This is a genomic window from Bacillus sp. JHAA (assembly GCF_036961585.1).
GTDB classification, from domain to species: Bacteria; Bacillota; Bacilli; order Bacillales; family Bacillaceae; genus Bacillus; species Bacillus velezensis.
On sequence record NZ_JBAMDE010000008.1, the window covers coordinates 1 to 25876 of the forward strand.

The 25876-nt window shown below is 46.2% G+C and carries 22 protein-coding genes, 11 tRNA genes and 1 riboswitch; of the genes, 28 read left to right on the forward strand and 5 right to left on the reverse strand.

Annotation, left to right across the window (positions count from 1 at the left end; translation table 11 throughout):
• Positions 1–37: 37 nt before the first annotated feature.
• The 14 genes from V7728_RS16950 to thiC all read left to right on the forward strand — a co-directional run bounded on the left by V7728_RS16950 (position 38) and on the right by thiC (position 8376).
• Positions 38–113: transfer RNA gene (locus tag V7728_RS16950), tRNA-Phe, on the forward strand.
• 3 nt (positions 114–116) lie between these two features.
• Positions 117–189: transfer RNA gene (locus V7728_RS16955), tRNA-Thr, on the forward strand.
• 11 nt (positions 190–200) lie between these two features.
• Positions 201–285: transfer RNA gene (locus tag V7728_RS16960), tRNA-Tyr, on the forward strand.
• A gap of 10 nt (positions 286–295) precedes the next feature.
• Positions 296–369, forward strand: a tRNA-Trp gene (locus V7728_RS16965).
• A gap of 29 nt (positions 370–398) precedes the next feature.
• A tRNA-His gene (locus V7728_RS16970) sits at positions 399–474 on the forward strand.
• Between the two features lie 9 nt (positions 475–483).
• A tRNA-Gln gene (locus tag V7728_RS16975) sits at positions 484–555 on the forward strand.
• 53 nt (positions 556–608) lie between these two features.
• Positions 609–683, forward strand: a tRNA-Gly gene (locus tag V7728_RS16980).
• Positions 684–689: 6 nt separating this feature from the next.
• Positions 690–760 (forward strand) — tRNA-Cys (locus tag V7728_RS16985).
• Positions 761–767: 7 nt separating this feature from the next.
• Positions 768–856 (forward strand) — tRNA-Leu (locus V7728_RS16990).
• Positions 857–1101: 245 nt separating this feature from the next.
• A tRNA-Leu gene (locus tag V7728_RS16995) sits at positions 1102–1183 on the forward strand.
• A gap of 551 nt (positions 1184–1734) precedes the next feature.
• On the forward strand, positions 1735–3582 hold the full coding sequence (locus V7728_RS17000; protein ID WP_069013623.1) for an AIPR family protein: 1848 nt from the start codon (positions 1735–1737) through the stop codon (positions 3580–3582).
• A gap of 383 nt (positions 3583–3965) precedes the next feature.
• The gene (locus V7728_RS17005) at positions 3966–5537 is read left to right on the forward strand and encodes a Na+/H+ antiporter NhaC family protein (protein ID WP_099566508.1); all 1572 of its coding nucleotides are present in this window, start codon (positions 3966–3968) and stop codon (positions 5535–5537) included.
• An 85-nt stretch (positions 5538–5622) separates the two neighbouring features.
• Positions 5623–6321, forward strand: a complete 699-nt coding sequence (locus V7728_RS17010) for a peptidase E (RefSeq protein ID WP_041482004.1) — start codon at positions 5623–5625, stop codon at positions 6319–6321.
• Between the two features lie 49 nt (positions 6322–6370).
• Positions 6371–6481, forward strand: a riboswitch (TPP riboswitch).
• 122 nt (positions 6482–6603) lie between these two features.
• Positions 6604–8376 carry a phosphomethylpyrimidine synthase ThiC gene (thiC, locus tag V7728_RS17015; RefSeq protein ID WP_015239438.1) on the forward strand — a complete coding sequence of 591 codons (1773 nt, stop codon included), beginning with the start codon at positions 6604–6606 and terminating at the stop codon, positions 8374–8376.
• A 40-nt stretch (positions 8377–8416) separates the two neighbouring features.
• Here the strand turns inward: thiC and V7728_RS17020 are convergent, their stop codons facing one another.
• Positions 8417–9772, reverse strand: a complete 1356-nt coding sequence (locus V7728_RS17020) for an FAD-binding oxidoreductase (protein WP_099567262.1) — start codon at positions 9770–9772, stop codon at positions 8417–8419.
• Positions 9773–10030: 258 nt separating this feature from the next.
• On the opposite strand from V7728_RS17020, the gene V7728_RS17025 reads away from it, so the two are divergent.
• The 6 genes from V7728_RS17025 to V7728_RS17050 all read left to right on the forward strand — a co-directional run bounded on the left by V7728_RS17025 (position 10031) and on the right by V7728_RS17050 (position 15818).
• Positions 10031–10210, forward strand: a complete 180-nt coding sequence (locus V7728_RS17025) for an FbpB family small basic protein (RefSeq protein ID WP_003155431.1) — start codon at positions 10031–10033, stop codon at positions 10208–10210.
• Between the two features lie 2 nt (positions 10211–10212).
• Entirely contained in the window at positions 10213–11934 is a 1722-nt protein-coding gene (locus tag V7728_RS17030) for an ABC transporter substrate-binding protein (protein ID WP_099566509.1), read from the forward strand.
• A 68-nt stretch (positions 11935–12002) separates the two neighbouring features.
• The gene (locus V7728_RS17035; protein ID WP_007408412.1) at positions 12003–12959 is read left to right on the forward strand and encodes an ABC transporter permease; all 957 of its coding nucleotides are present in this window, start codon (positions 12003–12005) and stop codon (positions 12957–12959) included.
• 12 nt (positions 12960–12971) lie between these two features.
• Positions 12972–13877 (forward strand): oligopeptide ABC transporter permease, encoded by a 906-nt coding sequence (gene opp4C, locus V7728_RS17040; RefSeq protein WP_099566510.1) that lies wholly within the window; start codon positions 12972–12974, stop codon positions 13875–13877.
• On the forward strand, positions 13874–14860 hold the full coding sequence (locus V7728_RS17045; RefSeq protein ID WP_099566511.1) for an ABC transporter ATP-binding protein: 987 nt from the start codon (positions 13874–13876) through the stop codon (positions 14858–14860). Before opp4C ends, V7728_RS17045 begins: the two co-directional genes overlap by 4 nt.
• Positions 14853–15818 (forward strand): ABC transporter ATP-binding protein, encoded by a 966-nt coding sequence (locus V7728_RS17050; RefSeq protein ID WP_025284458.1) that lies wholly within the window; start codon positions 14853–14855, stop codon positions 15816–15818. The genes V7728_RS17045 and V7728_RS17050 overlap by 8 nt, the downstream gene beginning before the upstream one ends.
• A 71-nt stretch (positions 15819–15889) precedes the next feature.
• Here V7728_RS17050 and katA read toward each other — a convergent pair whose 3' ends face one another.
• The gene (gene katA, locus V7728_RS17055) at positions 15890–17335 is read right to left on the reverse strand and encodes a catalase KatA (protein WP_003155420.1); all 1446 of its coding nucleotides are present in this window, start codon (positions 17333–17335) and stop codon (positions 15890–15892) included.
• 256 nt (positions 17336–17591) lie between these two features.
• On the opposite strand from katA, the gene V7728_RS17060 reads away from it, so the two are divergent.
• The 6 genes from V7728_RS17060 (at position 17592) to rpsN (ending at position 22960) form a co-directional block, all read left to right on the forward strand.
• On the forward strand, positions 17592–18527 hold the full coding sequence (locus V7728_RS17060) for an amidohydrolase family protein (RefSeq protein ID WP_033574447.1): 936 nt from the start codon (positions 17592–17594) through the stop codon (positions 18525–18527).
• Between the two features lie 222 nt (positions 18528–18749).
• Positions 18750–19517: an ABC transporter ATP-binding protein gene (locus V7728_RS17065; RefSeq protein WP_015239445.1), complete on the forward strand. Its 768-nt coding sequence runs from the start codon at positions 18750–18752 to the stop codon at positions 19515–19517.
• 15 nt (positions 19518–19532) lie between these two features.
• Positions 19533–20522 carry an aliphatic sulfonate ABC transporter substrate-binding protein gene (locus tag V7728_RS17070; protein WP_099566512.1) on the forward strand — a complete coding sequence of 330 codons (990 nt, stop codon included), beginning with the start codon at positions 19533–19535 and terminating at the stop codon, positions 20520–20522.
• On the forward strand, positions 20522–21355 hold the full coding sequence (locus tag V7728_RS17075) for an ABC transporter permease (protein ID WP_099566513.1): 834 nt from the start codon (positions 20522–20524) through the stop codon (positions 21353–21355). Before V7728_RS17070 ends, V7728_RS17075 begins: the two co-directional genes overlap by 1 nt.
• Before the next feature lie 24 nt (positions 21356–21379).
• Entirely contained in the window at positions 21380–22516 is a 1137-nt protein-coding gene (gene ssuD, locus V7728_RS17080) for an FMNH2-dependent alkanesulfonate monooxygenase (protein ID WP_025284462.1), read from the forward strand.
• A gap of 174 nt (positions 22517–22690) precedes the next feature.
• Positions 22691–22960 (forward strand): 30S ribosomal protein S14, encoded by a 270-nt coding sequence (rpsN, locus tag V7728_RS17085; RefSeq protein WP_025284463.1) that lies wholly within the window; start codon positions 22691–22693, stop codon positions 22958–22960.
• A gap of 20 nt (positions 22961–22980) precedes the next feature.
• Here the strand turns inward: rpsN and V7728_RS17090 are convergent, their stop codons facing one another.
• The gene (locus V7728_RS17090) at positions 22981–23448 is read right to left on the reverse strand and encodes a hypothetical protein (protein ID WP_025284464.1); all 468 of its coding nucleotides are present in this window, start codon (positions 23446–23448) and stop codon (positions 22981–22983) included.
• On the reverse strand, positions 23445–23648 hold the full coding sequence (locus V7728_RS17095) for a helix-turn-helix transcriptional regulator (RefSeq protein WP_003155407.1): 204 nt from the start codon (positions 23646–23648) through the stop codon (positions 23445–23447). The genes V7728_RS17090 and V7728_RS17095 overlap by 4 nt, the downstream gene beginning before the upstream one ends.
• 190 nt (positions 23649–23838) lie before the next feature.
• Here V7728_RS17095 and V7728_RS17100 point away from each other — a divergent pair.
• Positions 23839–23912: transfer RNA gene (locus V7728_RS17100), tRNA-Gly, on the forward strand.
• An 89-nt stretch (positions 23913–24001) separates the two neighbouring features.
• On the opposite strand, the gene V7728_RS17105 is transcribed toward V7728_RS17100, so the two are convergent.
• Complete coding sequence (locus V7728_RS17105) at positions 24002–24625, reverse strand: hypothetical protein (RefSeq protein WP_099566514.1); 624 nt, start codon at positions 24623–24625, stop codon at positions 24002–24004.
• Between the two features lie 84 nt (positions 24626–24709).
• Between V7728_RS17105 and queG the strand changes: the two genes are divergently transcribed.
• Entirely contained in the window at positions 24710–25870 is a 1161-nt protein-coding gene (gene queG, locus V7728_RS17110) for a tRNA epoxyqueuosine(34) reductase QueG (protein ID WP_042634992.1), read from the forward strand.
• Positions 25871–25876: the final 6 nt, after the last annotated feature.

Consider the following 25876-nt stretch of genomic DNA (forward strand, 5'->3'; position numbering starts at 1 on the left):
CGGGTTCGAGTCCCGTCCGGACCGCCATTTATAAAAAGGCTCGGTAGCTCAGTTGGTAGAGCAACGGACTGAAAATCCGTGTGTCGGCGGTTCGATTCCGTCCCGAGCCACCATTTGCCGGTCTAGCTCAATTGGTAGAGCAACTGACTTGTAATCAGTAGGTTGGGGGTTCAAGTCCTCTGGCCGGCACTCTAAATGATGGAGGGGTAGCGAAGTGGCTAAACGCGGCGGACTGTAAATCCGCTCCCTCAGGGTTCGGCAGTTCGAATCTGCCCCCCTCCACCATTTTATAAATAGGGGCATAGTTTAACGGTAGAACAGAGGTCTCCAAAACCTCCGGTGTGGGTTCGATTCCTACTGCCCCTGCCACTATTTTATTTATTCATCTTCAGATTATGGCGGTTGTGGCGAAGTGGTTAACGCACCAGATTGTGGCTCTGGCACTCGTGGGTTCGATTCCCATCAATCGCCCCATTTTATCATTGGGCTATAGCCAAGCGGTAAGGCAACGGACTTTGACTCCGTCATGCGTTGGTTCGAATCCAGCTAGCCCAGTTGCATTTTTTTAAAAACAACAGCATAACATGTATTAAGTTCTTTTACATGTTGCGGAAGTAGTTCAGTGGTAGAACATCACCTTGCCAAGGTGGGGGTCGCGGGTTCGAATCCCGTCTTCCGCTCCAAATTACGGCGGCATAGCCAAGTGGTAAGGCAGAGGTCTGCAAAACCTTTATCCCCGGTTCGAATCCGGGTGTCGCCTTTCTATTGCCGGGGTGGTGGAATTGGCAGACACACAGGACTTAAAATCCTGCGGTAGGTGACTACCGTGCCGGTTCAAGTCCGGCCCTCGGCACCAATTTAACTTTGAACGAACTATGTTAAATTGGTCATCAGTTTTCACATTATAAAACATATATGAGAGTGATTTGCATATTGCAGATCACTTTTTTTATATAATAAAAACGTAATGACTATCAATATAAGTTTCTTGCTTGTATCGTATATACTGCATTACCTTTTAAAAAACTTTGCTAAAACCGTTGACGTTTTATGAAATACATGTTATATTTATATACGTCGGTTGAACACGACGAATTACATGCCGGTGTGGCGGAATTGGCAGACGCGCACGACTCAAAATCGTGTTCCTTCTGGAGTGCCGGTTCGACCCCGGCCACCGGTATTAACTTTATAAAACGTCAATTAAAGAAGAATTAAGTAATATTAACGTTTTTAACGTCTTTCTACAGTAGTGTAGGAAGGCGTTTTTTCTTGTTTTAATGGCTTTTATTCACATGACAATATAATTTCAAATCGTGTGCACTAATCGTGTTCACAGAGAAAGAGGAATTGTCATGATGGCTAGATGTAAAAACATCTTAGACGAAAAGGGATTGGGTATCTTAGAAAGCGAAACAAAGTCATATGTAGAATCATTTCAGGAGGCAATAAACTGTGAGTTGCGAAAATTTAAGATCACACACTATAAAATAATACACGAATGAATTTAGTGCTTTTTTGATAAACTTAAGAGATCAAAGAATAGATACTCAACTATTAAATCCGTACAACTTTACTGAAGAACACGCAAAGGAAAATGTAATACTGTACATGAAGAATTATAAAGGGAACAGGATAATTACTATCAATGCTCGCTTAAGGGCTTTACGTGCTTTTTTAAGAGATTTAGTGTTAAAATTATCCTGTGAAGTTATTACCTAAGGAGAGATGAGTGTGGGTGTAGCAAAAAAGAACAAATACGACCTAATTTTACAAAATCAAATTGAAGAATCTATAGAAGAGTATCTTAGTGAGCGTGGAAGTAATGACTCTGTAAGTGTCGGGGACAGTTTTTGTGAGTGGATACTTTATAACATATTCGAGTTAAGAGAAGACGAAGTAGCAGAAGCTAAAGAAATAGGTGGGAAGTTTGATAACGGTTTAGACGCGGTTTTTGAATATAACGGTGAAGTTCACTTATTACAAAGTAAGTATAAGACATCCCATAATATTGACTCCACACAAAGGTTTATAGCTGATTGCCAACGAGTTTGTATAGAAGAACCAACTACAGAAAGAGATTCTGTAAAAGAAGCATGTAAAAATGTTAGAGAGTCATATCAGAATGATGAGACTATAAATTGTTACTATATTACGAACAACCATATAAGTGATTGGGAAAGAGTGCAAATAAAATCCAACTTAAAACATCTTAGTATGGAATTTAAGAATTTAAATTTCTTCTTACATGATTTAGATGATATTCAGGAAAGTATAGAAATAAAAAAGGGACTGTTACCAAAAGACTTTCGTGAAAAAACGTTCAGGTTGAATATAGAAGAGAATTTCTCTACTTTCGAAACGACTGTAGCAAAAGTAAGAGTTAAAGACTTTTCTCAATTTGTTAACGAAGGTGAAAACCTTCTCTTCCATTCAAATATAAGAAACTATCTAAAGAGTACTAAAATTAACAAAGGTATTAAAGATACTATAAGAAATGAACCTGAGAACTTTTGGTATTACAATAATGGGGTTACTGTGGTTTGTGATGAGTACTATGAGACTATGGGGAGTTTAGTAATGAAAGCACCGCAAATAGTTAATGGGTGCCAAACTGCCAAAACTCTGGGGGATTTCTATAAGCACAAGACCAATAAAGAACTCTCTGCTTTAGAATCCAATGGACACTTGCTTGTGAAAGTGATTAAAACTAAACGAAGTGCTGAGGAATCTCAAAAGAAAGAGTTAAGAGACAATATTACAAGGTACACAAATAGCCAAAATGCTGTTAGAGGGCTGGATTTTTATGCTTTAGACAGATTTCAAAATGGCTTAAAAGATCGAATGAAAAATTTGGGTTATTTTTATGAAATACAAAGAGGGGCATTCATAACTTTAGATCGAAAAGAACAAGAGTCCTATAGAGGTAATGATAGTTATAATTATTTGCTTGGAAGTGTTAATAGAAAGAAAAAATACGTTCTGCCTGCAAAAGAAGTAATTCAATCTTTTACAGCTGCTATAAAACTAATGCCGAATGTAGCTTATGGGCGAGCTAACGAATTGACTCCAGTAGGTAGTAGGTGGAAAGATATAATGAATGAAGAAACTAAAGGTCTACCTTTAGAACATTTTCTCTTTCCTTATTTAATTTTAATGTATGCTAAAGAAGAACTAAAATATAAGAGTGGATCAAATGACTTTAGAGTTAATTCAGCATTCCTTTTTATTGCAACATATTATTTACTAATTACAGAAATGGTCAATAAACATGCAGATAAGGAATACGATTCTGCCGACAAAATAAATGTTGAAGTTTTTAAAGATATCTTTAATAATCAGAACCTTAATAAGCAATTGTTACTGATTACTAATAGAACGCTTAGGTCATTCTTTAAAGATTTTTCAATTGAAGAAGCAATAGGAGATAACTTAAGAGGTTTCGTACAAAATAAAATGAAAAAAGGAAGCACCTACTGGATTATCCTTGAAAGAAAAATTTATCATAATCTAGATGATTTAGAATTTGAGAATATTGAAGTTTATGAAGAGATAAAGGCAATAATTTTAAAACATGTCTAACGTTACAATATTGTCCCTGGTAACATAATGCACAAAAATATTCTTTATTTATCTCTGCAGAATATAGTATTGTTAAGAACAAGTCGTGTTAATACAAAATTATTCTAGACTTAAATTATCTGCAGAATTACTTAATACCACCGGGAAATTAACGATAATAAAATTAGGTGCAGAAGGAACTTTTCGACTCAAAATCGTGTTCCTTCTGGAGTGCCGGTTCGACCCCGGCCACCGGTATACAAAGGCTTCTACAATATGTAGAAGCCTTTTTTGTTGTGTGAAAATATCCTCCAAGGCTTGTGAAAACATGATACGCGAGCAATTGTATAAATCCGCTTTTTTCAAAGATACTAACAAGAAGTTCTTTGAAAGAGGTGTTTTTTATGGAAGGGACTTGGGCTTGTCTTATCCCATTTATTCTGGTCATTCCCATTTCAATCATTACAAAGCAAGTGCAGTCCGGTCTGTTTGTCGGTTTGCTGGTCGGAAGCTATCTTTTGCATCCCAGCTTGCTTGGCGGGATTGAGCATATGGTTCAATATGTAATCAGCAACATTGTCGTCACCAATAATATTAGAATCATTGTGTTTCTATATTCATTTGCCGGCCTTGTAGGGATTATAAAGCTGACCGGCGGGATAAAAGGATTCGTCCATTTGATCAGTAAAAAAGTTAAAACCAAAAAAGGTGCGATGCTGCTTGCATGGCTGTCGACATTTGGCACGTTCAGTGAACCGGACTTTCGCATCGTCACAATTGCACCGATCATGAAAGCTTTAAGCAAGCGTCTGGACCTGTCGAAACAGAAAATTGCGTATGCCATTGAGTTTACGGCAAACCCTGTCATTGCCTTGATTCCGATAGCAACGGCATTTGTCGGCTACATGGTTTCCATTATCGGACAGGCCCTTAAAACGTCAGGAATAGATCAGCCGGCTTACACGGTGTATGTGAAAAGTATTCCCTTCAATTTTTTCTCCATTGTGATTATAGTAGTCGGAATTTATTACTGCTTTTTTAAGAAACAAAAAGCGGACGAAAGCTTAGAAAAAACAGAAAAGAGCGGACAAACTTCTGCTCGCAAACATAACAAAAATACGGAACCGATTCCGCGGAACAGCGGTGTGTTGCTTTCAAAAGGCTCAGGTTCATTCAACATGGAAACAGGGACGATCTCAGATTTTCACGGTGAACATACGGGAATGTTCAAAAGTGATGAGCATGCTGACCAGCAGGAGGAGCTGGATTCGGCGCACCGTGCTTATATTAAGGAAACACCGATTCGGCCGTGGAATTTAATCATTCCGATCGGGCTGTTTTTGCTATTAACACTCTTTCTCAGCTGGTGGGACGGCCATTCAAAAGCACAAGGGTTTTTGAATGCTTTTATCAAAAGCGATATGCTTGGCGTCATGTTAACCGCATTATTGGCAGCGGTTATTGCAGCATTTGCTCTTTTTATGTTTCAGCGTTTTCATGCAGGCGAGCTTGTTACCCATTTTATTAAGGGCGGAAACGAATTGGTCAACGTTATTATTATGTTATCGCTGATTTGGGCCGTAACAGCAGTATCTGAAGACCTTGGATTCTCGAAATATGTTACTTCTCATTTAACGTCATGGATCCCTCATATGTTTATTGCGCCGTCTCTTTTTATACTGGGGGCTGTTATATCCTATTTTATCGGGTCATCCTGGGGGACTTGGGGGCTATTAATGCCGCTCGGCGTAACGCTGGCGGTTCAGTCACATACCAGCTTATTATTAGCGATCGGGGCCGTGTTTGCGAGCGGAACATTTGGAGCGTTTGCTTCTCCTCTCAGTGATAATACGGTGACAACCTGTACGGTGTTGGGGATCGATGTTGTGAAGTATGCCCGTTCGAAGCTTGTTCCAGCGCTTATCGCCGCGGGGATCTCCGTTGTGTTATACGGTGCGTTTTCATTTTTCAGATAACAAATACTTTTTAAAGGCGGTATCCGAAATTGGGATAACGCCTTTTTATGAGCTGTTATACTAGAGGAAAAAAGAGGTGATGACATTGAAGCAGATTATTGCAATGGGCGGCGGGGGCTTTTCCATGGAGCCGGATCATCTTGTGCTGGATCAGTATATTTTAGAGCAGTCGGCGCGGTCAGAGCCGAAAATTTGTTTTTTGCCGACGGCAAGCGGAGATTCGGAGAATTATATCGGCAGGTTTTATCAGGCCTTTCAAAAGCTGCGGTGTGAGCCGGATCACTTGTCGCTGTTTAAACCGCCGGGTTCTGATCTCAGATCCTTTCTCATGAAGAAAGATATTATATATGTCGGCGGCGGAAATACGCGCAATATGCTTGTCTTATGGAAAGAGTGGGGGATTGACCTTATTCTTCGTGAGGCTTGGGAAAACGGCATCATGTTGGCGGGTCTCAGCGCCGGGGCGATTTGCTGGTATGAAGAAGGATTGACGGATTCGGCTGGAGATTTGAGAGAGTTAAGAGCTTTAGGATTTTTGCCGGGAAGCTTTTGTCCGCACTATGACGGAGAAGCGGAGCGCCGGCCGGTGTATCACCGTCTGATTTCAGAAATGAAACTCAGGGAGGGTTATGCCGCTGATGACGGCGCTGCGCTTCATTATAAAGACGGTCAGCTGTTCCGGGCTGTCTCTTCCCGGGAAACCGCAAAGGGTTATCGGGTTTTTAATACCGAAAAAGGCGTTCGGGAAACAGAGCTTATGACCGTACCGTTATCTGAATTTTGATAATATGCTTTTTTTTGTACACAACTTATGTTACGATGAGAGCGAAATCAATAGTTACTGGGGGTGCCCGTCTGAGCGGGCTGAGAGAGAAGCGGCGGCTTCTTAACCCTTTGGACCTGATCTGGTTCGTACCAGCGTGGGGAAGTAAACGTTTTATTATTGTTGATGAAAACAATAATAGTTTCTTTCTGACTGCAAAAACCGGGTTCTTCTTTGAACCCGGTTTTTTTGTGCTGGTGCTGAGCTTGGTTCTGTTATTCAAATGATAAAGGAGAGATTTGTATGCAAAATCAATCAGTACAGCAAGCGAACATTTCCATTATGTCGAGTTTTTCCGGCAGTAAAAAGGTTTATACAGAAGGTTCTTCGCCCGATATACGAGTGCCGATGCGGGAAATCAGCCTGAGTGCGACTACAGGGGCATTCGGGGAAGAGGAGAATGCGCCGGTCCGTGTTTATGATACGAGCGGGCCGTATACAGACCCGGATGTACAGATTGATATTCATGAAGGGCTGGGGGCGCTCCGCACAAAGTGGATTACCGGGCGCGGAGATGTAGAAGAATATAACGGCCGGACCGTGAGACCTGAAGACAACGGCTATAAAAAAGAGGGCCGTGCCGCCGAATACCCCGGCCTACAGCGGAAACCGCTTCGGGCCAAGCCGGGGAAAAATGTAACACAATTGCATTATGCGAGAAAAGGCATCATTACGCCGGAAATGGAGTTTATCGCAATACGTGAGCATGTGTCTCCCGAATTTGTCAGGGAAGAGGTGGCGAGCGGACGGGCGATTATTCCTTCTAACGTCAACCACCCGGAAAGCGAGCCGATGATTATCGGCCGGAATTTTCATGTGAAAATCAATGCAAATATCGGCAACTCGGCTGTTACATCTTCTATCGAAGAAGAAGTCGAAAAAATGACGTGGGCGATTCGCTGGGGCGCCGATACGATGATGGACTTATCCACGGGAAAAGACATTCATACGACGCGTGAATGGATTATCCGCAACTGCCCCGTGCCTGTGGGGACGGTGCCGATTTATCAGGCGCTTGAAAAAGTTAATGGCATTGCCGAGGATTTAACGTGGGACATTTATCGTGACACATTGATTGAGCAGGCGGAGCAGGGCGTGGATTATTTCACCATCCATGCCGGCGTACTGCTTCGTTACGTTCCGTTAACGGCTAAACGCACGACGGGAATCGTATCCCGCGGCGGGGCGATTATGGCGCAATGGTGCCTGGCTCATCATCAGGAAAGCTTTCTGTACACGCATTTTGAAGAAATTTGTGAAATCATGAAGGCCTATGATATCGCTTTTTCTCTTGGTGACGGGCTTCGCCCCGGTTCGATTGCGGATGCCAATGATGAAGCGCAGTTTGCGGAATTGGAGACTCTCGGAGAATTGACGGAGATTGCGTGGAAGCACGATGTGCAAGTGATGATCGAAGGACCGGGTCATGTGCCGATGCATAAAATTAAGGAAAACATGGACAAGCAGCTGGAAATTTGTAAAGAGGCGCCTTTTTACACGCTCGGGCCATTAACGACGGATATCGCTCCGGGTTATGACCACATTACTTCAGCAATCGGCGCGGCGATGATCGGCTGGTACGGGACGGCGATGCTTTGCTATGTCACGCCGAAGGAGCATTTGGGGCTGCCGAATCGTGATGATGTAAGAGAAGGCGTCATTACGTACAAAATCGCGGCACATGCCGCAGACCTTGCTAAAGGGCATCCGGGTGCACAGATCCGTGACGATGCTCTGTCTAAGGCGCGGTTTGAATTCCGGTGGCGTGATCAATTTCATTTGTCGCTTGATCCTGAAAGAGCAATGGAATATCATGATGAAACGCTGCCGGCTGAAGGCGCAAAAACAGCTCACTTCTGTTCGATGTGCGGTCCGAAGTTCTGCAGTATGAGAATTTCTCAGGATATTCGTGATTATGCGAAGGAAAACGGACTTACTGAAGACGAGGCCGTCAACGAAGGGCTGAAAGAAAAAGCAAAAGAGTTTGCAGAGAAGGGAAGCCGCTTATATCAATAAAAGAAAAGATGAAGATGGAGTTTGCCCATCTTCATCTTTTTTAGAAAAACGGTGAACGGCGAAGCGGCGGAATGCTCTGTTCAAAGCGGAATATATTTTCCGGATCGTATTTCGTTTTGACTTGACGGAGGCGGTGAACATTTTCTCCGTAATACGTTTGCAGCCAGTTTCTGATTTCTCTATCAGGCCAATTCACGTAATCTCCCATCGTTTCTCTTGATAGGGACGTTCTCAGTCCTTCGATCCAGCGGACATTTTGTCTTTCTTCTTCAGCAGATGTCCAAGTTGTAATATATTCTTGGGCAATGATTGCGTTGCGATAGTAGAATGCCGTTTGGTCCGGAGCGATCCGTCCGGCCGCCCCGCCGAGAGATTGCTGCCAGACACTGGCGTTTTCGTTCGGAGCGTGCTCTAAATAGCGCTTTAAAGTGGATATTGCGCGTGTTGATAATGGTTTTTCAATAAAGGATCCTGACCGCTTCATCTTTTGCGGCTGATTGCCTCCCGGGCTGTTAAAAAAGGCTGCCGCTTTAATAAATGGCACTGTCTTGACCATGCCGCTTGTCGGTTTTCCCGCTTTCATTAACGGAGCCAGCAGTTCTTTCAGCTCATCTTTTGTCCCGGTAAATTGACCGAGCGCTTCTATGCGGTTTACTTCCTTAGGCCAAAACTGAATTGATGAGGTAAGCCGGTTGTCTATAAATGGAGCCCAGCGCTGCCATGTGTTAAATACTTCCTCAAAATCATCCCAGCCCCAAGTGACAGAAAAAACAGACACGCACGAGATCGGTACGGCTTTAAACATCATGGATGTGACAATGCCGAAGTTGCCTCCCCCTCCTCCCTGAGACGCCCAAAATAGATCAGAGTGCTTTGAACGGTTGACTGTGATCAAGTCAGCACCCGCTTTTTCGTCCGCTATGATCATTTCGAGCTGGAGGAGACGATCGCAAGTAAGTCCGGCTGTCCTTGTTAAATATCCGATTCCTCCCCCGAGCGTCAGCCCCGTGATTCCCACATTCGCAATGGTTCCCGCAGGAAGAGTCAAGCCGTACCGCCAAAGTGTCCGGTAGACTTCCCCCAATTCGGCTCCCGCTTCAATCGAGACCAGCCGCTTATCCTCATTTACTCTTATTTTCTTCATTTCACTGAGATCAATGACTAGTCCGTCATTTAACAGGGAAAAATTTTCGTAGCTGTGTCTTCCGCCTCTGATACGGAAAGGCACATTGTTCTCACGCGCCCATCTCACCGCATTGAGGGCGTCATGTTTGTTTTGACAAAACACAATGATGTCTGGATATCTTTGCAGGCTTAAATTGATATTGGTTCTCGCAGCATTATAGTCCGGGTCATCTTTTTTGACGATGCGGCCGGTCAATGTTGTCTTTTCCACATTCTCACTCACTTTCACTTGTACTCTGCTATGTTTTCTAGCATATGCGGAAAAATGAGAGAGTGTATGAGGAAAACCCCCGGAAGGAAACGATATTTTAAATTGTAGTTGACAGGTAGGTATTGTATGAATTAACATAATCATTACATATTTCCAAACGATGGCTGATCGGATCACCGAAGGCTCTTATCTTTTAAACAGATAAGGGCCTTTTTTGCGTGAAAGTCATGAATGAAATGAAGAGCGGAGGGATGAAAAGTGGCGTTAAAAAAGGTATCACATGTGCGCAAAAAGAGCAAAAAACGAAAAAAGTATAGAAAACACACATTGAATTTCGAACTGCTTGTAGAGAAAAACAAACGGGAGATTATGAGAAATGAGGAACAGATGGAGCAGATTTATATAAAGATAGATGAAAAGCATGCGGGGGTTCGATAAAGATGAAGGAGAGAAAATGGAGGATAAAAACAACGGTACTCGCGCTGTCGGTATCCATCATGTTATCAGGGTGCGCGTTAGGGAGCGCCGGGGAAGAACCGTCATCTGCGGCGGATAAAAAGGAAGAAACACGTATTGCCCATGTCAAGACAAAGGAATTTAAAGCTTCTCATCCGGCGGCGATTCCCGCTAAATCGAAAGCCAGAACTGACACTTTTGTTGCTGGGATTTCCGCGCCGGGCGGTGTGTTTCTGCCGTACTTTTACGAAAACGGCTGGGACGGAAATGCGACAGATCCTATTTTTGAACCGTTAGTCAAACTGGATAAAACGGGGAAGCCTGCCCCGGCTCTTGCGGAAAGCTGGAAAATTTCCAAAGATCAGCTTACATACACGTTCCGTTTAAGAAAAAATCTCGTTTTCAGCGACGGTTCACCGCTGACCGCAAAGGATGCCGCATTCACTTTAACACTGTTGCATGATCCTGCATACGCGGGCTATGAAGATATCACCACGGCTTATATTAAAGGCGGTAAGGCTTACAAAGAAGGAAAGGCAAAGACGATAGAGGGCATTCGTGTCCTTGATGACAGAACCATTCAAATCACGACTGAGAAAGTCAGTGCGAAGTCGCTGCTTCTTTTGGGCGGGCAGGTGCTGTCAGAAGCCTACTACGGAAAGAATTATCAATTCGGCAAACTGGACTATTTAAAAGAGCTTTATGCCAAACCGCTCGGAGCGGGACCTTATCAATTTACAGAATACCTTCCGGGACAGGAAATACGCTATCAGGCTAATGAACACTATTATGCAGGAAAACCGAAAACGGAAAAGCTGATTTATAAAATTATCGATCCGTCAACTTCCCTTCAGCTGTTTGAAACGGGTGACCTTGATTACGCTTCTTTTTCACCTGATGATGATACGGTTCAGCATTTAAAAAGTCTCGGTTTTGCCAATATAAGCGTATCTGTCGTGAATGATTACGGGCTTGTGTACGTCAATCACAAGCGTCCGCCTTTTCAAGATAAGGAAGTGTCCCAGGCGCTTATTTACGGACTTGACCGTCAAAAAATCGTCGATGTCCGCTTTAAACGCTACGGAGAAGTCGCGAATGTGCCGGTGTCTCCGGTTTCGTGGGCTTATGATGACAAAGATGTCAATCGGTACGCGTTTAACCCTGAAAAAGCCAAAAAGCTTCTCGATGAAGCAGGCTGGAAAACGGGCAAAGACGGTGTACGTGAAAAAAACGGCAAAAAGCTTGAAATCAGCTATTACACGTCTAAAGCAGATGATGATTTCATCCCGATCGCGAAAGAAAATTACGCGGACATCGGAATCTCATTAAAACCGGAAGTGATGGATTTTAATACAGAAGTAGCGAAAATAAATGACAAACAATATGACCTTGCCGCCGTTTCCACCTCGCAGATTCTTGATCCGAATGACACGGTGGAAAAGCTGGCTTCCGGCCATCCCAATAATGTAACGGGGTATTCCAATCCAAAAGCGGACCGGCTGATAGAGAAAGGAGCCGGCACGCTTGATATCAGCAAAAGAAAAGAGATTTATCACCAGCTGTACCGGGAGCTCGGGGAAAACCCGCCTTACATTCTGATTCATTACCGTCAGAGCGCAAGGGCGGTCAGCGGAAAAATAAAAGGGCTTGAGCCTGACAATTATTCTGGAATCAGTTCAAGTCTCTCAAATGTCTCAATTCAATAGAACGGTTGGGCAAAATACCCGGTGCATCCCGGGGATTTTGCCCTTTCAGCGGAAAGGAGGGGCTTTTTGTGAAACGGTATGCCGCAGAACGATTCATTCAAATGCTTGTGATCTTATTCGGTACGTCCTTTATTATTTTTTTCTTATTCGCCATGCTGCCGGGCGACTATATTGATTCCAATGTAAACCTGACTCCTGAAAGAGCGCAGGAGTTAAAAGCGCTTTACGGGCTGGATCAGCCGATTTGGCAGCGCTATGTGACATGGCTCGGAAATGTGCTCAGCGGAGATTTTGGGTTTTCTTTGAAATATCAGGAGAACGTCCTGTCACTGCTTCGGAAATATGTCTGGAATTCGTTTTTTGTCGCGTTTTTGGCGTTGCTTGTCACATGGTCAGCCGCGATGATAACGGGTGTCATATCCGCTGTCAGGAAATACTCATGGTTTGACGGGATCGTGACGTTTCTTGTTTTTGCTTCCATGGCGTTCCCGTCTTTTTTTATCAGCCTTCTGTTTATTAAGTGGTTTGGGGTGGATTTGAAAATATTGCCCGTCGGCGGGATGATTGATACCGGAAGCACGAGTACAGGTTTTTCGTACGTGCTTGAAGCCGCCAGACATATGATTCTTCCGGTCGTGATTTTATCTATGCTCGGCATCGGCTCGCTGACAAGGTATTTCCGCTCCGGCATGCTGGACGTGATCAGACAGGATTATATCAGAACGGCGAGAGCGAAGGGATTGAAAGAGCGCACCGTCATCTGGAAACATGCGTTGAAAAACGCGCTCATTCCGGCCATCACTCTGCTTGCTTTTGAACTGCCGGGACTGTTTTCCGGAGCCATCATTATTGAACAGATTTTCGGGTGGCCGGGTGTCGGACGTATTCAGCTGGAATCTGTGCATTATCGTGATTATCCGGTTTTGATGGCGTTTACCTTGTTTTTGTCTTGTTTAACGATTGTGGGGAACTTCTTGGCGGATATCGCTTATGCCGCGGTTGATCCGCGGGTCAGGCTGAAATAGGGGGTGTTCGGAATGAAAAAACAAAAAGGGGTGCCGCCTTCTCTTTGGAAGCAGACGTACCGCCGCCTGCTGCAGCATAAGCTGACGGTCATCAGTCTTCTTTTCTTATGTTTTATGTTTTTATTGTGCTTTATCGGGCCGTCTTTTTCTCTGTACATAACAGATCGGACGGATATTTCAAATGCCAATCAGCAGCCGGGAATCCATCATTGGCTGGGAACTGACCAGTACGGGAGAGATGTGCTGACGAGGCTGATGCTGGCGGGGCAGATTTCTCTGACTGTGGGGCTTGCTTCAATGGTGCTGTCGCTTGTCATCGGTTCTTTACTCGGGGCTGCGGCCGGATTTTATCGGGGAGCCGCTGATATGATCATTATGCGCATTGCTGATATGCTCATGTCCATCCCGGGACTGCCGCTGCTTTTGATTTTGGCTGCGGTGATGTCGGAGTGGAAAGTGCCTTCTGAACACAGAATGTACCTGATTATGATGATGTTAAGCTTGATCGGATGGCCCGGTCTGGCGCGGCTTGTACGCGGACAGATTTTGTCGCTGAAGGAGCAGCCGTTTATGATGGCCGCGGAAGTTTTGGGGCTTAGTGATAAACGGAAAATCCTCTATCATTTGCTTCCCAATACATTGCCGTTATTACTGGTAGCGGCGACTTTGCATGTGGCGGGAGCGATGCTGAGTGAATCGGCGCTGAGTTTTCTCGGGCTTGGCGTTGCTCCGCCGACACCTTCTTGGGGAAACATGATGGAAGCTGCGAATCATTTTATGGATTTTACACTCCGTCCGTGGCTGTGGATTCCGCCGGGAACGGCCATTTTTCTGACCGTTGTGGCGATTCATCTGCTTGGAGACGGTTTAAGAGACGCTTTTGATCCTAAGGTAAAACGGCAGGTGAAAATGAAATGAAAAAACCGCTTTTAGAAGTGATGCATTTGGAAACGGCTTTTTATACAGAGGAGGGGGCGGTAAAGGCCGTGGACGATGTCAGCTTTACGATACATGAGGAGGAAACGGTTTGTATTGTAGGGGAGTCCGGCTGCGGGAAAAGCATGGCGTCATTGTCCATTATGCAGCTTATTCCCGAGACGGGGAGAATCGAACGGGGAGCGGTGCATTTTTCCGGACGGAACCTGTTGGAATTGAAACCAAAAGACATGCAGAAAATCCGCGGCAGCGAAATCGGGATGATATTTCAGGAACCGATGACATCTTTGAATCCGGTGTTTACAATCGGTGAGCAGCTGGCCGAACCGATTCGCGAACATTTGTTGCTGAGTAAGAAAGAAGCGTGGCGGAAGGCCGTTGAACTGATCACGTTAGTGGAGATCCCGCATGCCGAGCAGGTTATGCACCGATATCCTCATGAGCTGAGCGGCGGCATGCTGCAGCGCATCATGACGGCTGTCGCGCTAAGCTGCGAACCGAAATTGATCATTGCCGACGAGCCGACGACAGCGCTTGACGTAACCATTCAGGCGCAGATATTGGATTTATTGCGGGATATGAAAAAGCAATTCCGCACGTCTATTTTATTCATTACTCATGACCTTGGCGTGGTTGCTGAAATGGCTGATTATGTGATTGTCATGTATGCGGGAAAAATTGTGGAGGAAGGACCGGTTGCAAAGCTGTTTTCTGATCCGAAGCATCCGTATACGAAAGGGCTGCTCGCGGCCAAGCCGGTTATCGGTCAAAGAAGGGAGATGCTGTACACCATTCCGGGGCAGGTCCCCGAGCTTGCGGACCTGTCGGGATCGTCTTGTTATTTTGCGGAGCGATGTGAACACAGCACGGAAATATGCCGGAGATCGAGCCCGCATTTTACTGAATTCGGGAAGGGGCATCAGGCGGCGTGCTGGCTTTACAGAGAGGAGAAAGCAGATGAGTGATGTGTTGCTGGAGGTCAAGGGGCTGAAAAAATATTACGAGGAGCATGGGGGGATGAGAAAGACCCGCAAAAATCCCGTAAAAGCGGTTGACGGTGTCAGTTTTACGATAGAAAAGGGAGAAGTGTTCGGCTTAGCGGGAGAATCGGGCAGCGGAAAGTCATCAATCGGCAAGACCATTTTGAGGCTTCATGAAAAAACAGCGGGAGAGGTGTTTTTTCAGGGGCGTGATGTGTTTCGGATGAGCCGGCGCGAGCTCAAAACTTTCAGATCAGAAGCGCAGCTCATCTTTCAAGATCCGTTCAGTTCTTTAAATCCCCGGCGCCGGATCGGAGAAGCCATTGGTGAAGCGATGATCGAGCATCAATTGGCGGTGAAGCGGAATGCGCGTGATAAAGCGGCGGAAGTTCTTGAAGCCTGCGGACTTTCCGCAAACTTTATCGACCGTTATCCGCATGAATTTTCCGGAGGGCAGCGGCAGCGGATCGTGATTGCAAGAGCGATGGCGCTCAAGCCGCAATTTATCATTATGGATGAACCCGTGGCGGCGTTAGATGTCTCCATCCAGGCGCAGATGATCAATTTGTTCAGCAGCCTTCAAAAACAGCACGGGCTGTCATATTTGTTCATTTCTCATGATTTAAGCGTGGTGGAGCACTTATGTACGAAGGTCGCCATTATGTATTTAGGGACGATTGTGGAATACGCGTCAAAGGAGGAGCTCTTTTCACGGCCGCTTCACCCTTATACGAAAGCGCTGTTATCAGCCGTGCCTGTTCCTGATCCCGGAGCGAAAAGGGAGCGGATAATTTTAAAGGGTGATATACCGAGCCCCTCTGATCCGCCTTCAGGCTGTAAATTCCGAACGAGATGCCCGGCAGCCAAGAAGATATGTGCTGAGAAAAGTCCGGCGCTGTCAGAAAAAGGGCTTCATCATTTTGCGGCATGCCACTTCGTATAATTGAGAAAAAAACGGTTTTATTGATAATAAACAGGAAAAACCTGCCGGGCAGACCGGCAGGTTTTTTGATGTTATTTTGGTGATGGCAGTCCGAGTCCTTCGGCAACGCGTCTGCCGTATTCAGGATCAGCTTTGTAGAAGTGGCCGATCTGGCGCAGCTTAATTTCTTCTTTTTCCACAGGTTTCATCGCACTGACGATATTGGCGACAAGGCGCGCGCGCTCTTCTTCGCTCATCAGGCGGTACAGGTCGCCGGCTTGTGTGTAATGATCATGATGATTATAGCTTACACTGTCAGCGAAACCTGATACAGGATATGCCGCCTGTTTATCTTCAGGTGACTCTTTCGGGCCGCCGAAGCTGTTAGGCTCGTAATAGACAGAGCGGCCGCCGTTATCATCAAAACGCATTTGTCCGTCACGCTGATAGTTTTTCACTTCATTGCGGGAACGGTTGATCGGCAGCGCCTGATGGTTCGCGCCGACACGGTAGCGATGCGCGTCATGGTATGCGAACAACCGGCCTTGAAGCATTTTGTCAGGTGAGACGTCGACGCCGGGGACTAATGTGCCGGGAGAGAACGTCGCCTGTTCTACTTCCGCAAAGTAATTTTCCGGATTGCGGTTCAGAACCATGCGGCCGACTTCAATGAGCGGATAGTCTTTTTGAGACCATACTTTTGTGACGTCAAACGGATCAAAGCGATATGTGTTTGCGTCTTCTAACGGCATGATTTGAACATATAATTTCCATGCGGGGAAATCGCCGTTTTCAATCGCATTGAACAAATCTTCCGTATGGTAATCGGGATTTTCGCCCGCGATTTTTGCGGCTGTATTAACATCAAGGTTTTTCACGCCTTGCTCTGTTTTAAAGTGATATTTGATCCAGACGCCTTCGCCTTTATCATTTGTCCATTTAAATGTATGGCTTCCGAATCCGTGCATATGGCGAAGAGTCGCCGGAATGCCCCGGTCTGACATCAGAATGGTGACCTGGTGCAGGGATTCCGGTGACAGAGACCAGAAATCCCAAACGGCCGTCGGGTTTTTCAGATGTGTTCTCGGATCTCTTTTTTGTGTATGGATAAAGTCAGGGAACTTGATGGCATCGCGGATGAAGAACACGGGTGTATTGTTTCCGACGATGTCGTAGTTTCCTTCTTCTGTATAAAACTTAACGGCAAATCCGCGCGGGTCGCGCACTGTGTCACTAGAGCCCAGTTCGCCCGCAACGGTTGAGAAACGGATGAAGAGCGGCGTGCGTTTACCGACTTCTGACAGAAATGCGGCTTTCGTATATTTTGTAACGTCATTTGTGACTTCAAAATAACCGTGTGCGCCCGCGCCTTTTGCGTGAACGACACGCTCGGGAACGCGTTCTCTGTTAAAGTGCGCCAATTTCTCAAGCAGATGGACGTCTTGTATTAAAGCAGGACCGCGATCGCCGGCCGTCATTGAGTTTTGGTTATCTCCGACAGGAGCGCCCCAGCTGGTTGTCAATTTATTTGAACTCATGTGATCACCTCTTTAGATTTATAAAAATATAATATCACCTATCATTAAAAAGTCAATATTATTTTATAATGATTATAAAATAATTATTTTTATTATCGAAAAAAGGGTTTGGGTTTGAAAGCATACTTGACTGACGGGAATAATGGGTTTAAGATGAGAAAAAATAGAAACCGCTGACTTGGACACAAGAGGCTCTTATTCTTCACTGGATAAGGGCCTTTTTTTATTGTCAGGCGGTAAGGGAGGCGGCGATTGTATGCTTTTCCGGCAGCATTTTAAACCTGTCGATATTCACGGTCATCTGCCGTACAGCCTTTATTTCGGCAAAAACGATAAGACATTTTCCGATTATAACCGGGAGCGGTCAGAAAGAATGAATCTGACTTGGGATTTTCCTGATCCGCATGATGTTGAGGGCGATGACGGCGAAATCGCTTTGATGACAAGATGGGAGAATGAATTAGATAAGTATGGCATTGACGTGCTGAATTTTTTAACAGCAGAGAGCAATGACCGGATGGCGGCGTTTATTCAAGCCAATCCCGCGAGATTTACCGGATTTGCATATCATCCTTTGGAGCGGGAGGATGCGTATGAAGAGCTGAAAAGAGCGGTAGAAGAGCTCGGTCTGAAAGGATATAAACTGTTCGGGCCGCTGACAGACATCGATTTTCATGATCCGTCGCTGAAAAAGCTGTGGACGTATCTGGCTGACAAAAGGCTGCCTGTATTAATTCACTTCGGGCTTTTAGGAAGAGCGGGGGGCATTGTCAGCCATCGCAACATCAACCCGCTCTCCATCTATCGCGTCGCGAGAGAGTATGCTGATATCCCGTTCATCATTCCGCATTTCGGCGCCGGATATTATCAGGAACTGCTGCAGCTGTGCTGGAGCTGCCCGAATGTGTATATTGACACGTCCGGCTCAAATCAGTGGATGAGGTGGATGCCGTACCCGCTTGATTTGGAAATTCTGTTTCGGAAGACATCTGAATTAATCGGTGCTGAACGGATCATCTTCGGGACGGATTCGAACGGATTTCCGAGAGGATATGTATACAGATATCTTCAGGAGCAGGTGAGGACCTGCCGGGAAATCAATATGCGGGAAGAAGATATAGAGAACATTTTCGGCAACAACGCGCGGACATTATTGAAAATCGCCCGTCAAGAAAAGGAAGTAAATACGTGATACAGCCGATGCGCTCTCTGGCAGGGTTATGCCGGAGGGCGTATTTTAATCCTTATAAAAAACAGTTGACAAGTCGGAATAATTTGAATTAACATGATATTCAAATTTAAAAACAAACGGGTTGCCGATCGGACCGCCGAAGGCTCCCATCTCTGCAAGCAATCGGAGATGGGGGCCTTTTTGTTTTTCGATCGCACGCGGCAGAAAGAGAGGGGAAGACAGATGGCTGTAACCATCAGCATACAAGAAAAAGCTTTTGAGCATGAAGGCCGGAAAACGCCGGTGCTGAATGATATTGAGCTGTCAATTGCATCGGGAGAATTTTTGACTGTCATCGGGCCGAGCGGATGCGGCAAAAGCACGCTTTTAAAATTGATTGCCGGTCTTGATACCGATTATAAAGGCTCTGTCACAATAAACGGCCGCAATGTATCGGGACCGGGCATCCGGCAGGGATTTATCTTTCAGGAGCACCGGCTGTTTCCCTGGCTGACGGTAAAACAAAACATCGCTGCCGATCTCAATATGAACGACCCGGCCGTTCGGAAAAAAGTGGATGATCTGATTGAGGTTGTCAGGCTGCAGGGAGCGGAGAACGCTTATCCGCGCGAATTATCCGGCGGCATGTCGCAGCGGGTTGCCATCGCCAGAGCCCTTTTGCGCGAGCCGGAGGTGCTGCTTTTAGATGAACCGTTCGGGGCGCTTGACGCTTTTACGAGAAAACATTTGCAGGATGTGCTGCTTGATATATGGAGCGAGAAAAAAACGACGATGATTCTGGTCACGCATGATATTGATGAATCCGTCTATTTAGGCGATAAGCTGGCGATCCTCAGGGCAAAGCCCGGCCGGCTGCACAGCCTGATGCCGATTCAGCTTCCGCATCCGCGCAATCGGACCTCAGCGGATTTTCAGGCCGTCCGGCAGAAGGTGCTTTCTGAGTTTGAGAAAACGGAAGACCTCCGGTTTGCGGATGGGTCCGGGATATAGAAGGGACGAAGCGAAGTGAAAAAAATCATCATTCTTTTAGCCGCAGCAGTCATGATGTCAGCCGGATGCAGTGCAGACGGGACAGGAGGGAGCGGGAAAACGGTGAAAGAAATCCGGATCGGCATCCAGCAGAGTTTAAGCCCGCTTCTCATTGCCAAGGAAAAAGGCTGGTTTGAAGAGGCCTTCAAAAAAGACGGAATAAAAGTAAAATGGGTCGAATTTCAAAGCGGTCCTCCGCAGTTTGAAGGTCTTGCCGCCGATAAGCTTGATTTTTCCCAGGTCGGCAATTCACCGGTCATTTCCGGTCAGGCGGCTGGAATTGATTTTAAAGAGATCGGGCTGTCTCAGGACGGGTTAAAGGCAAATGGCATTCTCGTAAACAAGGGCAGCGGGATTCAGAGCCTGAAAGAATTGAAAGGTAAAAAAATCGCTGTAGCCAAAGGCAGCAGCGGCTTTGATTTTCTCTATAAAGCTTTAGATAAAGCAGGGCTTTCCGCCGATGACGTCACCATCATCCAGCTTCAGCCTGATGAGGCGGTTTCCGCTTTTGAAAACAAATCAGTTAACGCATGGTCCATTTGGGAGCCGTATTTGTCGATTGAAACGCTGCAGCACGGGGCGGAAATATTGGCGAACGGAGAAAGCACAGATTTATATTCTCCCGGTTTCACGTTAGTCAGAACGGGATTTTCCAAAGAACACCCGGATGAGGTTGTCCGATTTCTGAAAGTGTTCAATAAAGCAGTTGCATGGCAAAAGGAACACAAAGATGAAGCTGTCTCTTTATATGCGAAAATCAAACATCTTGATCCGAAAGTCGTCAGAAACGTGCTTAACAATACTGAGCCTCTCAATGAACCGATCAATGATGATATTGTCAAAGCCCAGCAGGAAACCGCTGATTTTCAATATCAAACAAAAGCGATTCATAAGAAAATTCATGTAAAAGACGTTGTCGACAATTCATTTATTAAAAAAGCGCTTGAAACGGGGGATGGCAAGTAATGAAAGCAGAAGTATCAACGGCTGCCGGCGCAATAAGCCAATCAGAAAAGAAAGCTCTGGCAAGATCCCGGAAGTATTCATACCAATGGATGAAAGGGGTTGTACTCCCGGCTGCGGTCATCGCAGTATGGCAGGTTATCGCAAGTCTGGGCATCGTCTCGACAACGGTGCTCCCGTCACCTGTCGTCATCTTGCAGACGTTTCAGGAACTTCTTCTTTCAGGTGAACTGTGGGGTCATTTAGAGATCAGTTTATACAGGGCGGCTGCCGGATTTCTGCTTGGCGCGGGCCTCGGACTTGTTTTCGGGCTGCTGGTCGGTTTCTCAAAGCGGACGGAAGCATATCTTGATCCGTCTCTTCAAATGCTCAGAACGGTTCCGCACTTGGCCGTGACTCCTCTGTTTATTTTGTGGTTCGGGTTTGATGAGACATCAAAAATTCTGCTGATCGCATTGGGGGCTTTTTTCCCCGTGTACATTAATACGTTTCTCGGAATCCGCAGTGTGGACGCGAAGCTGTTTGACGTCGCGCGGGTGCTGGAATTTAACTGGTATCAGCAGATGACGAAATTAATTCTTCCGGCATCTCTGCCGAATACCCTGCTCGGCATCAGGCTCTCTCTGGGCATTGCGTGGCTCGGTCTCGTGGTGGCGGAACTGATGGGATCGAGCGAGGGCGTCGGTTATATGATTATGGATGCCAGACAATTTTCACAGACAAATAAGGTGTTTGTCGGCATTATCATTTTTGCGGCTGTCGGCAAGCTGACAGATGCATTGGTCAGAATGCTCGAACGGAAACTATTAAAATGGCGGAACAGTTATGAAGGGTAACCTATTAAAAAAGGAGAGATTCATATGGAGATTCTTTGGTTTATTCCGACGCATGGTGACGGCCGGTATTTAGGGACGCAAACGGGAGGGAGAACGGCGGATCATCTTTATTTTAAGCAAGTGGCACAGGCGGCGGACAGACTCGGGTATACGGGGGTGCTGCTGCCGACCGGGAGATCATGTGAAGACCCGTGGCTGACGGCTGCCGCTTTAGCGGGGGAAACGAGTGACTTGAAATTTTTAGTGGCGGTCCGTCCGGGACTGATGCAGCCGTCTGTCGCCGCGAGAATGGCGTCGACAATGGATCGGCTGTCAGACGGCCGTTTGCTCGTAAATGTCGTAGCGGGCGGAGATCCTTATGAACTGGCGGGAGACGGTATGTTTATCAGCCACGATGAACGTTATAAGGCGACTGAAGAATTTTTAACCGTCTGGCGCGGACTCATGCGGGGCGAAACGGTGACATATGAAGGGGACCATATCAAAGTGGAAAACAGCAATCTGCTGTTTCCGCCAAAGCAGTCTCCGCATCCGCCATTATATTTCGGCGGTTCATCACAGGCGGGAATTGAGGCTGCGGCGAAACATACAGATGTCTATTTAACATGGGGAGAGCCGCCGGAGCAGGTAAAAGAAAAGATTGAAACCGTTAAAAAACAGGCTGCCAAGGAAGGAAGGACGATGCGTTTTGGCATCAGACTTCACGTGATTGTCCGGGAGACTGAGGAAGAGGCATGGGAAGCGGCTGAACGATTAATCAGCCATTTAGACGAAGAGACGATTGCGAAAGCGCAGGCTGCGCTCCGGCGCGCTGATTCTTCGGGACAAAAACGGATGGCCGATCTCCATAACGGTGACCGCTCGAAGCTTGAGATCAGCCCGAATCTCTGGGCCGGCATCGGACTGGTCAGAGGCGGAGCGGGCACGGCGCTTGTCGGTGATCCGCAGACTGTCGCTGCTCGAATTTTAGAGTATCAGGCACTCGGCATTGAGTCGTTTATCTTTTCAGGCTACCCGCATCTGGAAGAAGCTTATTATCTGGCTGAACTCGTGTTTCCGCTTCTGCCGTTTCAGAATGAACGGACTAAAAAGTTTGAGCGCAGACTGGGTGAAGCAATGGGAAACGACCATTTTGCAAGAGGAAATAAAGCGACAGTCTGATGACGTCGCAAGGCGGATAATTGACGGCGAGCGCTTTCTGCGGTTTCATTTCCGGGGAAATGCCGGCAGTGAAGGCGGGTATTCACCCGCCTTTTTAAGCGCTTAGCTTGCACGATGCTCATATGGATGATATGATACAAAACGTAATTATTACGATTTGTTAGGAGTGCTGAAATGGCAAAAAAATCAAAAGTGATCAAAGAGCTCAAGCGGCAGAAGCTTGTTGAACAATATGCGGACATCCGAAGAGAATTAAAGGCAAAAGGAGACTGGGAAGCGCTGAGCAAACTGCCGCGTGATTCTGCTCCGGGCAGGCTTCATAACCGCTGTACGGTGACGGGGCGGCCCCGCGGATATATGAGAAAATTTAAACTGTCCAGAATCGCATTCAGGGAGCTGGCCCATAAAGGCCGGATTCCCGGGGTGAAAAAAGCGAGCTGGTAATGTAAAAAACTCCGGATCTGTCATGAACCGGAGTTTTTGCCGTGCTTATGAAAAGTGAAAGCATAAGCCAAATGCTGAATCATCATCAGAATGAAAATCAAAAGAATCGGAAAAAAGGGTAGATGCGGCTGAATCAGCGGATAAAACAAAAGCAGAACGGCTGCGGCCGGCAATGAGAAGTAAACGGCGATATACGAGGAACGGCAAGCTTTAGCCGTCATCATTCGTTCTCTTTCATCCTGTTCCTCAAATTCATCGGGCACAAGCCTGTGCTTTTTGCCGTTCCGTTTTTTCTTTTCAGTATAGATATATAATGCGGCACAAACGGTAAACAGCAGAAACGGAGTGATATTCAGCTCAAATGAACCGCTCCCCTCCGTTTGGAAAAACTGAGCGATCCGCGGCGCCGCTTCCATAAAGGAAATAAGCGTCCAGCAGGCCAATCCGTAGAGTGCAAGGTGAAAACACGCTTTTCTTTTCAAACTCATTTTTTCTCCTCCTCCAGCCAGAAAACTTCCTCCATCGGCAGGGAGAAAGCCCGGCAGATGTTAAGCGCCAATAAAAGTGAAGGCACATAATCTCCTTTTTCAATCGCTGCAATCGTCTGTCTGGTGGCTCCGGCTTCTTTTCCGAGCGTTTCCTGAGAATAGCCGAATCTGGCTCTCAGCTCTTTTACTTTATTTTTCATCATCAGGCGTACCTCAAGTTTTCTTCTTTTTTATATTGTATGAGACTCTTAACAAAATGTAAACCCAACTTAACATGTGGACAAAAAAAGAATTTTTTTCGACAAATTTTTTAACATTCCCTTGACGAAAAAAAAATAAACATGTAATATTAGAAACATCAAATCGGTACTGACAAAAAATAATTTTAATGCGGGTGTAGTTTAGTGGTAAAACCTCAGCCTTCCAAGCTGATGTCGTGAGTTCGATTCTCATCACCCGCTCCATACATACGTTATTAACGCAGTGTTTCGTTTCTCTGATAAACGAAGTATTGCGTTTTTTTATGTGAAAAAAGACACGAAGGCGTGTCTTTTTATGAAAGCCAAGAGACGGTATGCGTGCCTCCGTGAATTTGTTCAAACATTTTTGTTAAGGATGATAGCAGCTCATCCGCCGCGTCGGCATGAAATGAAGGCGGGAAAAAGATCAGCTGCAGCATTTTCCTTGTGCCGGGCGTGACAGGGCGTGTATTGATATGTCCGGTGAAGTCGCCGAAAACGCCGTCCGGGCCGGAGAAAGACAGTACGCTTTCTTTTTCTCCGATCGTAATCGAAATCGGTTCATCTATTTCTGCGGCGTCATACGCCATGATAGGCAATGAATATTTCAAGGAGAAAAAAAGTATGGTATCATGGGCTGAATTCACACTTTCAATGAATCGTTCCCGGGAAATATCGCCGAGCATAAGCTCCATCGGCGTTTTTTGTCCTGAAAAGGCGGGACTGAGCTGTTCCATTATACGCGCCAACTCTTTTACAAAAGGCTGCTCTTCTATACCGCCGTCAGCATAATCAAAGTAAAGAGATTCTTGAAATAAACGGAGGCGGCCTTTCAGCATTTGCGGAGCAGGCCCGACTTCGATCTGTTCATATAAGACGGCTGCCGCTTTGATCCCCGGCACCCGTTCAGCAATAAGTGGATCTAAACTGATGTTCAAGTGTGTTCACTCCATTTCGGGATGATAAAACTCTATTATACCTGTGCGGGAGCCTGATCACAAAGAAAGGAGGCTGTGCAAAAAATGAATATTCATAAACTGAAAGAGGAATTAATCGAATACGCCAAAAGCATCGGAGTCGACAAAATCGGGTTTACGACGGCTGATACGTTCGACAGTCTGCGGGACCGGCTGATTCTTCAGGAATCACTCGGCTATTTATCCGGTTTTGAAGAGCCGGATATTGAAAAACGGGTTACTCCGTCTTTGCTTCTCCCGAAAGCCAAATCAATCGTCGCCATCGCCCTTGCGTATCCTTCCAAAATGAAAGATGCGCCGAGGAGCACGAGGGACGGGCGGCGCGGCATTTTTTGCAGAGCTTCCTGGGGGAAGGATTATCATGACGTGCTGAGGGAAAAGCTTGACCTGCTGGAGAATTTTCTCCAAAGCAAACATGAGGATATCCGCACGAAGTCAATGGTGGATACAGGAGAATTGTCCGACAGGGCCGTGGCTGAACGGGCGGGAATCGGCTTCAGCGCCAAAAACTGCATGATCACCACGCCTGAATACGGCTCTTACGTCTATCTGGCTGAAATGATCACCAATCTGCCCTTTGAACCGGATGTGCCGATTGAAGATATGTGCGGTACGTGCACAAAATGTTTAGACGCGTGTCCGACCGGCGCACTCGTCAATCCCGGACAGCTTAACGCCCAGCGCTGTATTTCGTTCCTGACCCAGACAAAGGGATTTTTGCCGGATGAGTTCCGCACGAAAATCGGAAACCGTCTGTATGGCTGTGACACGTGCCAGACGGTCTGTCCGATTAATAAGGGGAAAGATTTTCATCTTCATCCGCAGATGGAGCCTGATCCGGAAATCGCAAAGCCGCTGTTAAAGCCGCTTTTGACCATAAGCAACCGCGAATTCAAAGAAAAATTCGGACATGTATCGGGATCATGGCGCGGCAAGAAGCCGATACAGCGGAATGCGATTTTAGCTTTGGCTCATTTTAAAGATGCCTCGTCTCTTCCGGAATTAACGGCCTTGATGCACCAAGATCCGCGCCCTGTTATCAGGGGGACGGCCGCCTGGGCCATCGGGAAAATCGGTGATCCTGATTATGCGGGGGAATTAGAAAAAGCGCTTCAAAAGGAGCAGGATGTGGACGCCATACGGGAAATTGAAAAGGGACTGGAGCTGTTATCGGTTTCTGATAAGACTAAAACCGGCCGGTCCTGACATATG